At 59.6% G+C, this 10,054-nt stretch carries 21 protein-coding genes; 7 read left to right on the top strand and 14 right to left on the bottom strand.

Annotation, left to right across the window (positions count from 1 at the left end):
* Positions 1-43: 43 nt before the first annotated feature.
* Entirely contained in the window at positions 44-766 is a 723-nt protein-coding gene (locus RBH22_RS06810) for a recombinase family protein (protein ID WP_306676955.1), read from the bottom strand.
* Between the two features lie 288 nt (positions 767-1,054).
* On the opposite strand from RBH22_RS06810, the gene RBH22_RS06805 reads away from it, so the two are divergent.
* The 3 genes from RBH22_RS06805 (at position 1,055) to RBH22_RS06795 (ending at position 1,963) form a co-directional block, all read left to right on the top strand.
* Entirely contained in the window at positions 1,055-1,252 is a 198-nt protein-coding gene (locus RBH22_RS06805) for a hypothetical protein (protein WP_256545403.1), read from the top strand.
* Complete coding sequence (locus RBH22_RS06800; RefSeq protein WP_256545402.1) at positions 1,242-1,538, top strand: type II toxin-antitoxin system RelE/ParE family toxin; 297 nt, start codon at positions 1,242-1,244, stop codon at positions 1,536-1,538. Before RBH22_RS06805 ends, RBH22_RS06800 begins: the two co-directional genes overlap by 11 nt.
* 110 nt (positions 1,539-1,648) lie before the next feature.
* Positions 1,649-1,963 (top strand): hypothetical protein, encoded by a 315-nt coding sequence (locus tag RBH22_RS06795; protein WP_256545401.1) that lies wholly within the window; start codon positions 1,649-1,651, stop codon positions 1,961-1,963.
* 232 nt (positions 1,964-2,195) lie between these two features.
* Here the strand turns inward: RBH22_RS06795 and RBH22_RS06790 are convergent, their stop codons facing one another.
* Positions 2,196-2,885: a hypothetical protein gene (locus RBH22_RS06790; RefSeq protein WP_256545400.1), complete on the bottom strand. Its 690-nt coding sequence runs from the start codon at positions 2,883-2,885 to the stop codon at positions 2,196-2,198.
* A 209-nt stretch (positions 2,886-3,094) separates the two neighbouring features.
* Here RBH22_RS06790 and RBH22_RS06785 point away from each other — a divergent pair, with 209 nt between their 5' ends.
* Both RBH22_RS06785 and RBH22_RS06780 read left to right on the top strand, forming a co-directional pair.
* Entirely contained in the window at positions 3,095-3,403 is a 309-nt protein-coding gene (locus RBH22_RS06785; protein ID WP_306676954.1) for an AbrB/MazE/SpoVT family DNA-binding domain-containing protein, read from the top strand.
* A complete protein-coding gene (locus RBH22_RS06780; RefSeq protein ID WP_306676953.1) occupies positions 3,400-3,840 on the top strand; it encodes a PIN domain-containing protein in 441 nt (146 codons plus the stop codon). The genes RBH22_RS06785 and RBH22_RS06780 overlap by 4 nt, the downstream gene beginning before the upstream one ends.
* A gap of 104 nt (positions 3,841-3,944) precedes the next feature.
* Here the strand turns inward: RBH22_RS06780 and RBH22_RS06775 are convergent, their stop codons facing one another.
* Both RBH22_RS06775 and RBH22_RS06770 read right to left on the bottom strand, forming a co-directional pair.
* Positions 3,945-4,388, bottom strand: coding sequence for a hypothetical protein (locus RBH22_RS06775; protein WP_306676952.1), 444 nt, complete (start codon positions 4,386-4,388; stop codon positions 3,945-3,947).
* Positions 4,385-4,960, bottom strand: coding sequence for a hypothetical protein (locus RBH22_RS06770; protein WP_306676951.1), 576 nt, complete (start codon positions 4,958-4,960; stop codon positions 4,385-4,387). The genes RBH22_RS06775 and RBH22_RS06770 overlap by 4 nt, the downstream gene beginning before the upstream one ends.
* A gap of 193 nt (positions 4,961-5,153) precedes the next feature.
* On the opposite strand from RBH22_RS06770, the gene RBH22_RS06765 reads away from it, so the two are divergent.
* Together RBH22_RS06765 and RBH22_RS06760 are read left to right on the top strand one after the other, a co-directional pair.
* Positions 5,154-5,426: a ribbon-helix-helix domain-containing protein gene (locus tag RBH22_RS06765; protein ID WP_256545395.1), complete on the top strand. Its 273-nt coding sequence runs from the start codon at positions 5,154-5,156 to the stop codon at positions 5,424-5,426.
* Between the two features lie 10 nt (positions 5,427-5,436).
* Positions 5,437-5,736, top strand: coding sequence for a type II toxin-antitoxin system RelE/ParE family toxin (locus tag RBH22_RS06760; RefSeq protein WP_306676950.1), 300 nt, complete (start codon positions 5,437-5,439; stop codon positions 5,734-5,736).
* Positions 5,737-5,773: 37 nt separating this feature from the next.
* Here the strand turns inward: RBH22_RS06760 and RBH22_RS06755 are convergent, their stop codons facing one another.
* From RBH22_RS06755 to RBH22_RS06710, 10 genes are all read right to left on the bottom strand, one after another.
* Complete coding sequence (locus tag RBH22_RS06755) at positions 5,774-5,998, bottom strand: hypothetical protein (RefSeq protein WP_306676949.1); 225 nt, start codon at positions 5,996-5,998, stop codon at positions 5,774-5,776.
* Positions 5,988-6,374 (bottom strand): hypothetical protein, encoded by a 387-nt coding sequence (locus RBH22_RS06750; protein WP_306676948.1) that lies wholly within the window; start codon positions 6,372-6,374, stop codon positions 5,988-5,990. Before RBH22_RS06750 ends, RBH22_RS06755 begins: the two co-directional genes overlap by 11 nt.
* Positions 6,367-6,669 (bottom strand): hypothetical protein, encoded by a 303-nt coding sequence (locus tag RBH22_RS06745; protein WP_306676947.1) that lies wholly within the window; start codon positions 6,667-6,669, stop codon positions 6,367-6,369. Before RBH22_RS06745 ends, RBH22_RS06750 begins: the two co-directional genes overlap by 8 nt.
* A gap of 108 nt (positions 6,670-6,777) precedes the next feature.
* Complete coding sequence (locus tag RBH22_RS06740; protein ID WP_306676946.1) at positions 6,778-7,005, bottom strand: hypothetical protein; 228 nt, start codon at positions 7,003-7,005, stop codon at positions 6,778-6,780.
* Positions 6,992-7,186, bottom strand: a complete 195-nt coding sequence (locus tag RBH22_RS06735) for a hypothetical protein (protein WP_306676945.1) — start codon at positions 7,184-7,186, stop codon at positions 6,992-6,994. Before RBH22_RS06735 ends, RBH22_RS06740 begins: the two co-directional genes overlap by 14 nt.
* On the bottom strand, positions 7,183-7,455 hold the full coding sequence (locus tag RBH22_RS06730; RefSeq protein ID WP_306676944.1) for a hypothetical protein: 273 nt from the start codon (positions 7,453-7,455) through the stop codon (positions 7,183-7,185). Before RBH22_RS06730 ends, RBH22_RS06735 begins: the two co-directional genes overlap by 4 nt.
* A complete protein-coding gene (locus tag RBH22_RS06725; RefSeq protein ID WP_306676943.1) occupies positions 7,452-8,087 on the bottom strand; it encodes a J domain-containing protein in 636 nt (211 codons plus the stop codon). The genes RBH22_RS06730 and RBH22_RS06725 overlap by 4 nt, the downstream gene beginning before the upstream one ends.
* The gene (locus RBH22_RS06720; RefSeq protein ID WP_306676942.1) at positions 8,084-8,410 is read right to left on the bottom strand and encodes a hypothetical protein; all 327 of its coding nucleotides are present in this window, start codon (positions 8,408-8,410) and stop codon (positions 8,084-8,086) included. Before RBH22_RS06720 ends, RBH22_RS06725 begins: the two co-directional genes overlap by 4 nt.
* Positions 8,407-9,345, bottom strand: coding sequence for a hypothetical protein (locus RBH22_RS06715; protein ID WP_306676941.1), 939 nt, complete (start codon positions 9,343-9,345; stop codon positions 8,407-8,409). Before RBH22_RS06715 ends, RBH22_RS06720 begins: the two co-directional genes overlap by 4 nt.
* Positions 9,342-9,857, bottom strand: coding sequence for a hypothetical protein (locus RBH22_RS06710; protein ID WP_306676940.1), 516 nt, complete (start codon positions 9,855-9,857; stop codon positions 9,342-9,344). The genes RBH22_RS06715 and RBH22_RS06710 overlap by 4 nt, the downstream gene beginning before the upstream one ends.
* Between the last annotated feature and the right edge of the window lie 197 nt (positions 9,858-10,054).

Genomic DNA, 10,054 nt, shown 5'->3' with positions numbered 1-10,054 from the left:
GGGGGTCTTCTATGTCACCCTCGTTTTACCTCCGATTCGCTCGTTAGTCGGGCGCTTCGCCCAGCTCGGCGAGTTCTTTCTCACCGGCCTCGACGCGGGCTCGCTTGATCTTCCAGTCGTCGTTGTCGAATGCCACTCCGTAGAGTTCGTCAGCGCGATCGAGGATCGTCGCGATGCTTCCCTCTGGCACGTCGAAGAATCGAGCCGTCGGGCGCTTCGAGCGCCCTTTCTTGACCTCCCGAATGAACGCCTGAACGCGTTCGTAGCCCTCGCCCGGGACCGGCACGCCCATCTCGTTTTTCGTCATTCCGTGTGGTGCCTGTCCGAACTGGACGCCGCGATCGATCGCACGTTCAATTCCTTCTTGCCGCCGCTCGCGATTCAGCTTCAGCTCCATCTCCGCGACGATCGACATGAACTTCAGCATCATCTGCCCCATCTCGTTGTCCGGGTGTACGTCGAACCCCTGCTGGACCAGGTGAAGGCCGACGCCGTGATCGGCGCAGGTGTCGACGAAGTCCGCGACCTCCGCAGTCGATCTCCCGAGCCGATCGAGTTTCGCGGCCACGATCTTCTCAATCGGATCATTTTCGAGTCGCTCGCGGAGGTCGACGTATTCGTCGCGGGTCGGGTCGTCGCCACTCCCGATGTCGGCGTAGATGTTCTCGGCTGGGAGATTGGGATAGTGTTCGCGGATTGATTCGATCTGCCCGTCCCGCGACTGATCACTCGTCGAGACTCGTGCGTAGCCGAGGATTTCGCCCATACGCAGAAACGCACCCCGCAGTATTTAAAGAGTCAATCGCGAAAAACAGCGGTTCGGAGGTTACTTCTCAAACGCAGAATCGCGTTGTCGAGTTCAACCTGAATTCACCTGCGCAAGTTTTAGGTTGTAAGGGTTGTAAGGATTGCACACGAAGTCCGATAAAGACGCTCGCGTGACAACCGAGTGCTCAAACAAGGACTCGTCCCTCTCTCCGTATTCCGCATTCAGGGTGAGAAAAGCGCCCAAGTGGATCGGGGATGGTATTGGGGATTTGGAGCGTGTGAGACAATGTCGACAGCAAATAAACGAATACCAGTCACAGAGGAACGATGGAAAGAACTGAACGAACTGAAATCAGCTGGCGAAACGTACGACGAGCTGCTGGAGAGCTTGATTCAGGAACACAACCGGCGTCATCTGGCAAACGTAGCCCGCGAGGTCCGCGAGGCCGACGAGGAGGATCTGACGCCGCTCGATGAGCTTTGATATCCTCCTGAGTCAAAACGCCCGAGAATACCTGGGCGCTCTCGACGAAAAGAGCGCGCGGATTGTGAAGGATAACCTCCGGAAATTGGAGGAGGAGCCGTACCCGCGCCCTGGGTCAGGCTCTGGAGACCGGGAGAAGCTCCACGTCGATGGCGAGGAGATGTATCGTCTCCACATCGGCCGAACGCACACAGCATTCTACGTAGTCCTCGACGAGGATCAACAAGTCCGTGTGGTCGAAATCGTGGATATCGACGAGGCCCACAAGCGCTACGGATTCGATTGAAGGGGGACGATTCGCGGGTTTCGGTTCCGACTTGTATGAGAAGTCGGTAGGCGTTGGTCATTCCTACAGACGGGGTCAGAACTATGTTGCTTGTCGCACCCACACCCGATATGCGATATCTCGAATTCGACGGTAAGACAGTGAAAGTTGATGTCGAAGCCCCGGATCGGCTCGTGGGGTTTTCTGAGTGGCTCCGAGATGCAGATATTCCGCTGGGATCACTTACTGTGATTGCTACTGGAGTAGCTGATCTCGTGTGTACTCTCCCAGAGGACGTCAAAACCAGCGCAAGCATTCTTTTAGCAGTCGTTGAACTGCTTTTCGCCACCATTCTTGATTACTCAGTTCGGACTGTGCAGTACCTCAGCGCCAGCGGCCAAGGCTGGGCCTTCGGAAATGCTGAAGCTACAATCACCTCTAACTGACCACAGCGCGTTCTGAAAAAGAATCCCCGATCGTGCCGCGTGGTCAGAACCGGCCGCTACTCGCCACCTCGATCTGACGAAGATTCGACAGCGTCTCAGCAACCGACAGACGCTCGGAGGGGATTTCTTTCGGTATCTGAGGGCGCAAAGAACGCTTGCCACCCCGATTTATTTCACAGAGAGCGGGGGTCACATCATAAGACACCAGTTTAACGATGTCACTGGGTGATCTCTATTGGTTCGCGTCCTCTATTTTCTTGACGTCGATTAACGCGTATCCTGAGGTACTCTGCATATCCTTGATCGCCATCTCTTGACTCTCAAGAATATTATCTATATGTTTTATTGAGGTCCGGGAGTTTCGCGATGAGAGATCCGTAATGAAGTCCCCGAACACAAACAGCGCACGTTCGTACTTGCGTGCTTTCTCATCTGGACAGGTCTCTCGGAACTTTTCACAGAACTCGGCGTATCTGCTTGCACTTTGACTCGCTCCGCTGTACAACTTCTCTGTTTTGTCACGAATCCTCCAGAGATAGACGTATGCATTCCATACATTTCTGTCATATATCGGGAACTTCTCCGAATATTGCTTTGGCCCGCTTGCCATTAGATGAAGCAGAAATGCGGATGTGACGAGACTCTTCGAACTGACCACGTCTGCATCATTCAGATAATCCGAAAGCGATCTGATTGCCTTCTGGGGTTTCTGATCAATGTAATCAGTTCGATCAAGTTGGTCGATCACAGGGGCTATTTCTTCAAATGGAATGCTCCGATTCAACCCCTTCCATTCCCAGAGAGCTTCTGCCTTATCTGTCAAACAAGTGTAACTCATTGCCTCTTCGTACTGTTCAGCGTAGTCTGTATATACAGAGTAACGAGTGGCCCAATAATCGATATTGAGCGGAGGAGATGACATATCTTCGACAAAGTTGTTACTGATATATAGTTTACTGTCTTGAGTGAATCCTGTGCAAGTGTGCAAACTCTTCTACGACTCCACGGAGCGGCATTCATTTTTGAGTCTCGTGCCGGTTGTGTGGACACGTACGTCGCGGAGATACCTGGAGTTCCGAATCTCATCGGCGACACGCTTAGTAATACACGAAGAATATAGTACAACAAATAATGTCGAGTAATACCCAAGCTAAGCAAGTAATACAAGTCTCGCAGAAAGGGCAAGCAACGATTCCGAAAGCGCTGCGTGAGAAGTTCGGCATCGAAACGCCGGGAGAAGTATTCGTCTACGAAGAGGAGGGACGCATCGTCATCGAGCCTGTTCCCTCGGTTGAGGAACTCCACGGCATCCACGCCGGTGAGCACGAACCTGGTGAGGTGCTGGACAAAGTGCGCGAGCACAAAGGCGAAGAACGCCGCCGCGAAGAGGAGCGCGCTGAACGGCTTCGTCCGTCTGCGGGCGAGGACGTCGACGAATGAGTTCGGGCTACGTTTTCGACACCGAGGCTATCATCGCATTCCTCTACAGTGAACCCGGCCACGACACTGTCGCCGATCTACTGACCGATGTTTTTGCGGGAGGTGTGCCGGGTCGGATCGCCGAGGCGAACGCCAGCGAGATCTTCTATCTCATCGCGCGCTTCGAGGGGACGGATGAGGGGAAGCCCACGAAGGAATCCCTCCGGGAAGCCGACCGCGATCTCCGTGCCCTGGAACGTCGCGGTCTGCAAATTGATCGGGCGGATTGGCGGGTCGCCGGCGAAATCAAAGCCGACGGCCACATCTCTCTCGCGGATGCTCACGCCGTGACGCTCGCACACGAGCAGAACGCAACACTGGTCGTCGGCGCAGACGACGACTTCGACAACCTCCCCGTCACAGTGGATCTACTGCAGTTTCGAAACGATAGCGTTTGACGTCTGCTGAATATCTCGCTTGCATCTCCACCTCGCAAGTAACCTGCTCCAAGCGATCGCGCAAGAAGAGTCGCGGATCGATCACGGGGGGTCAGAAGCCTCCGCTACTCGCCCCAGAAGGCACGCTGCCGGGCTTCGATCTCCGAGAGAACCGTCGAGAGCACGTCTCGCCAATCAGCCGGATGTGGCGCGTCGTCACCGGGCGTCGGTGCATCGGGCCCAGGGTGAACGTGGTCACGGATGTTGTGACTGGAGGAGTGCCTGTCCCATCTGTGATCGAACTCGCCACTCTCGTGTTCCTCGTGGTAGTGAATCGAGAAGTCCCCGTTTTCGTACCAGACGATCTCCAGGCGGGCAGCACGAATTCGTTCCGGGTAGAACCGCTGGTCGTACACGCCGACCAGTCGTTCCGGCGCAAACGCTGGCTGGTCGTCGATTCGCTCAAAGCGGTCATCAGCCGAGAAACGCTCTCGGATCGCGTCGAGTCGATCGAAATCGATCGGTGCACCGCTACGTGAATCTGACGCGTTCTCGTCGTCGCCGCTCATACCGCTGACTGCATATCGGCACCGTCACCGGACCGTGTCGTAAGTGCTCGTTCGAGCAGCGCCACCCGACGGCGGGCTGTCTGCCACGCAGAGAGGCGTTCCCAGACGTCCTCGATGGATTGGCCCGTCTCGCTCGCATAGCGTGCAATCGAGATTTCGTCCGGGGACTCGACGTCGAATTCGCTCTGCAACGTCTCTGCGCGCTCTGATTCCATCTTCAGAAAGTCGAGAAGCTCGTCAGTAGCGTACTGCTGGCGGAGCTTCTGGACCCGTCGCCAGTTCAGGTACTCCTGGTTCCGTTCGTAGGTGGCTGGTGAGTCCGTGACCTGCGTTACGATCCCCATCCGCTCGAACCAGTCCAAGTACTCGCGTGCGGCATCGACACCGTGGCCCGCAAGCTCGGCGACTTCCTTCGCCGTTGCCGGACTGTCGAGGGCGAGGACGGCGTCGAAGAAGTCGTCCCGCGTTCGGTCGCCACGCACCAACTCCTCCGCAGGAGTCAGAGCCTCGAAGTCGGGTGCTTCGGCGCGCTCGTCGGCGTCGGCCTTCAGCTCCTCGCGCGGTTCTTCCATACGCGCTGTACGAGTTGAGACGGAATAAATCTTGTTAGCGCGGAATAGTCCGTCTATTTACCTGAAAATCAGGCGCTAATGCCCCGTCCTCAAGTAGCGCAGTAAGGAGGGGATACAGCGCCGTCATTGTCTCACAAACACTCCGCGACGACTGAGCGACAGTTCTTTGAGTACCACGCGCGTACCACGGCGTATGAGCACGGACGCAGGAGACAACGGCGACGGGGATATGGTGAAGTTGAACGTGAAGGTCCCGAAGCGTCTTCTGGAGGAGATCGACGAACTGGCAGAGGAACTGGAGTACACCAACCGCTCGGAGTTCATTCGTGAGGTGCTGCGCGACACCACGGAGCCGATTCTGACGCCCGGCGCGCAGGAGGGTGTCTCGGAGGGCTACGCGGACGTTGCAGCGGGGCGGACGATGTCCACGGACGAGGCCCGCGAACGCCTCGGTATCGACAACTGAGGGCCGAACGGTGGCTCACGAGGTCGTTCTGACGGAGACGTTGGTCGAAACGCTGGAACAGTTCGAGACGGTGGACGCCGAGCGGATCATCAACAAGCTGGAGGACATCGGCGACTTCCCGGGCCACTTTCTTGACCGGTTGAAGAACCATCCCGGCTACAAGCTCCGCGTCGGCGACTTCCGCGTGCTGATCGATTGGGACAAGGACAACGAGGTGATCTACGCCATCGACGCCTTCGAGCGGAAGAAGGAGTATCGTGAACTCGGCAAGTACCGAGAAGTATGGGGGTCGTGGCGAGACGATGAGTGAACCGCCTCGGGGTCAAGCCCCGAGGCACTCGCCTTGTTTATCTGTAGATCGCGTCAGAGACGCGGAGCTGTCCGTGCTCGCACTCGTCGCATTTGATCCGATAGTCTCTCCGAAGCCGTCGGCGGATGCGCTCGCAGATTCCCTCGGCGATCTGGTCTCGCGCCGCTCCGAGTTTGCACTCGTCGACGACTTCGGCCTCTACCTCGTCGATCACTTCGAGGATGTCCTGTGAGACGTCGTCTCCAGGTCTCTCACTGGACATCGATCCCAACCTCCGCCAACCACTCACCAGCGCGCGTGTCGCTGATGATCTGCTGATCGCTTTCGACTTCGATTCGGTCGACTGAAGTCCGAACCGTCGACCATTCACCCTCTTTGCGCAGTTCGAGCATCGGAGGCGTCGTGTCCTCACCAGGACCGAGGTATTCCCCGCGAAGTCGGTACGTTCGGCCACGAAACTCCAGATACGCGACGGTTGTTTCGTGCGGATTCGAGCCGATCTTCTCACGCCCTTTCTCGAAGATCTCCATCGGATAAGTCCGATCCGCGATGATAACGCGATCTCCTTCTCTGAGCGTCGCGACGATCTCGTCGAGGTCGTCACTGCGACCGAACTGAAGCCCTTCGCCGTTAGACATTGGCGGCCTCCTTGACCATCTCGGACTTTCTCGCGTGATCGGCGTGCTCGAACTCGTCGTCGAGCATTTCGAGCGTCTCGCGTGCCTTCCGCAACTCGTCGGCCAGAGCGGCGGACTCCCTGACGTTGTCGGGTTCGACCTCCGACACGACGCGGAGGACATCCCCGCAGCCGGGACACGTCGGGCCGAACTCGCCTTCCGGCTGTTCGTCGAACTCGATGGGTCCGCAGTGGTCGCAGACGCCTTCGAATTTTGATTCTCCTCGCTCAGGTCTCGAATTCTCGTTTTCAGACATCTTCATCACCCCACGGTTTGCACTGCGCGTCGAGCGGATGGATCGAGCCGCAGTCGGTGCAGTAGATGATCTTTTTCTCCGGCGGTCGTCGAGATCGTGTCGCGCTCATCAATCTTCCCTCCAGTAATCGACCACGTGTGATGCGTTCAGCTCGTCGTGCTCCCAGCGTCGCGTCCGGCCTGATTCCGCGAGAATCGTCGTCGACTTCTCGCACGTACAGCAGTACGCCGAAATCACGCGCCGCTCGTCGACGTCGCGATCGAACGGCGTCACGTCGTCCGCTTCGCGAAGATCGACGTTCTCTGCCGCGCCGACCACGCGTTCAGACCGGCTCATCGTCGACCTCCTCGGCAGCAACAGCGTTGGCGACGATGCCAGCCTTCTCGAACTCGCCGTTCCCGACCAGAACCACCAGCGCGATTCCGGCCTCTTCAGCCGTCAGCGACCCCGCGATCTTCTGGTTAGGGTGCACCTCGCTGGCTGGTGCGATTCGAGCAACCCACTCTCTGAGCGTCACTGGCGGTCACCTCGCTTTGACAGGCCGAAGTCTTCGGGCTCGTGCGCGACTTCGAGATGCGCGGCCAGCGGGTTCTCGCCTTCCGCGTCCCACTGCCACGTCCACGACTCGCCGCAGACCGGACAGCGCAGCAGTTTCAGCCGTTTCGCATCGTTGTACTCGTTTCGCTCGGCGATGTCGATCAGGTAGCCCGTCAGCGAATCCTCGACGACGTACTCGCGCCAGTCGTCGCGATCGACGCCGCCGCCGTAGTCAGCCAGCGTCGTCATCGCGACTCCTCCAGCAGCGTGTCGCGAGCGCTCTTCAGCTCCGAGACCGTGTGCTCGCCGTTGCCGCCGTGGTCCGCGTGGGCGTCCTTCACCAGCTCACGGAACGCGCCTTTCACCACCGCATCCGGGGCGTCTGGTGAAACGTCGAGCACTTCGTGCGGTTCCTGTTCGACGCGGCCGGTCGCGACGATCGCGTCTTCCTCGTCGGCCGGCGGCAGGCGTGCGGTCGCGAACGTCGAGTTCGCGGTCGTCACGCCGCAGCGCTCAGCGAGTCGCATTCGCCGGGCGTACAGCGCGATCGCTCGTGCGTTCTCTCGCTGAGTCTCCCAGCGGTCACACGCGATCGCATAGCCTTCGTCGGCGTGTTCGTCCTCTCGGCGGAATCGCGCGACGACGCCGACGTCGTCCGGCTTATCGTGTTGGTGCGGGATGTTCGGTCGGTCAGCGTAGTGCTGGCTCGCCGTGTCGATCTCGACACTCGTCGCGCCCCAGCGTTCCAGTTCCTCGACGACACTCTGGAACGACTCTTTCCGCGTCGGCGAGAGGTCGCCTGGATACGGCTCGCGTTCGTCGGCCGCCGTTCGCTCGAATCCCGCGGGCCAGTCGATTCCTGCAGTTGTGCGGTCCGTCATCCCTCGTACACCCCCGATTGATGCGCGGCCATTCTCCCGGCCACGTACTCATCGACGGCTTCGGCGAGCGGCGCGTCCGTGTTCGCCACCGCGTCGAAAATCGCGTCGTGGACGTCGCTGTCGCCCAGGACGTCGTCGTGGGCGAGTTCTTTTTCCAGTTCGGACGCGAGCCAGCGCAGTTCGGCGAGCCGGCAGTACGTCTCGTCGGAGAGCAACTGCTCGTAGTCGCTGTAGGTGAACTCGTCGTCGTCGTTCCGCGCTCGGTCCTTCTCGTGAGCGTAGGGACGAAGGCCCGCGTTCGGGAGTCGGTGTTTGAACGTCATCGTGAGACCTCCTCGCCGCCATCTGCCGCGGCCCCGTTCTGGCGTACTTCCTCAATCGCAGTTACCTGCTCGTCTGTGAGGCCAGCGCAGAGCGTTTCTGCGGCCGCGTGTCCTTTTTCAGTGGTCTCGATCGGTTCCTCGACATCAATCGGTGGGTAAAACTCCGGGATGTATCCGAGCGTTTCGAGGAACCAGAGCGTCGCATACGGCTCTCGTATCGCCGGCTGCGCACCTGGCCCGAGATCCGCCGGCACGGGTTCACCGGTCGGCACTCGTAGCTCGAACTCGAATACCTCGAAGTCGATGTTCTCCAGCTGTTCTCGGATCTGCCGGTACGTCGTCCCCGCTTGGTCGGCGAGTATCAGGATCAGATCCGTATCGCGATTAACGGGTGCTTCGTCTCGGCGGTACAGCGGGACTGGTTCAGGTTCGCCGCCGTCGGTCGCGACGTCCTTCTGACGGGCTTTCTCCGCTGCATAGTCAACGTCGACGAGTCCGTCTTCCGGCCAGAGACGCGCGTCCTGTGAACACTGCTTACAGCAGTAGAATTCGATTCCGCCGTCCCAGAGAATCTGGTAGTCGGCGTCGCGATCGCACTCGTAGGCGCACGATTCTGTTTCGTCGTCATCGAGCCGGCGTGCAGCTGCCGGAAGCGTCCCGTTCTTGACCTCGACGCCAATATCGCCGCCGTCGGTCACGAGTTGCTGGTCTTCGCCGATTGGAGTCCACTCGTCGTCGCGGTCTTCACGCCATTCGATCGCTTCGAGCGCGACCTCTTCGCCACAGCCCTCGAAACCGGCGTCACGGGCCGGATGCGCCGCGTAGCACGTCCCCTCGCGCGTCTTCTCCGGTTCTTCGCCGTCGATATATTCCGGTCGGACGTGCGTCGCGTCGCACTCTGAGCAGCGGTAGCGCACCGACACGAGCCGGGTCACGCCGACTCACCTCCAGATGTCGCCGCGGCCAGTTCGTCCAGCCGCGCTTCGGCTTCTCCGACGTCGACGTCGTCGGTGGGGTTGAGCGGGTCGGTGTCGCGATCGTCGTCGTGGCCGCCATCGGCTGCGACCGGGTTTCGGACGATGATGCCAACGCGGTGGATCCCTTGCTCGACGTCGATCCAGCCGGCCGCGTGCAGCTTTCGGACGACGGTGTCGCGAACCGTCGGCTTCCGGAGCTGGACGCGCTGAGCGATGATGCCCTCCGCGGCGTCGAGTGCGAGCCGTTCGCCGGGGTTGACGTGCTCGCGGAGCGCTTCGTAGCCTTCGCGAGCCGCCTTCGGCAGGCCGCTCGTGTTGTCGGCTTCGTTGTCCGTTTCGTCGTCTTCCAGCAGCCCCTTGCGCAGCACCTCTCGGAGTGCGTCCGATCGGGAGTCGTACTCCTCTTCGATCGCCTCGATCTCTGCCAGCAGCTCCGGGTCGTCGACGCGGAACGAGAGGTGTTCCGTCATCGTGCCACCTCCGTCTCGCCGGCCTTCGCGTGCGTGTGCGTGCCCGCCCCCATCGCGCGCCGATTCCGATGGGCGCGCAGACACGCCGTGCGTGTGCCAATAGACCTCCGAGCGGAGGGGTGGGGGGGTTGTAACACAAATGCCGATTTTGGCACTTCGAGGCTCGTCGCGGTAGTTCGCGGCGAAATCGTCTGTGT

The organism is Halobellus sp. H-GB7 (assembly GCF_030848585.1).
GTDB classification, from domain to species: Archaea; Halobacteriota; Halobacteria; order Halobacteriales; family Haloferacaceae; genus Haloquadratum; species Haloquadratum inordinatus.
This window is presented reverse-complemented; position numbering and strand designations above follow the sequence as displayed.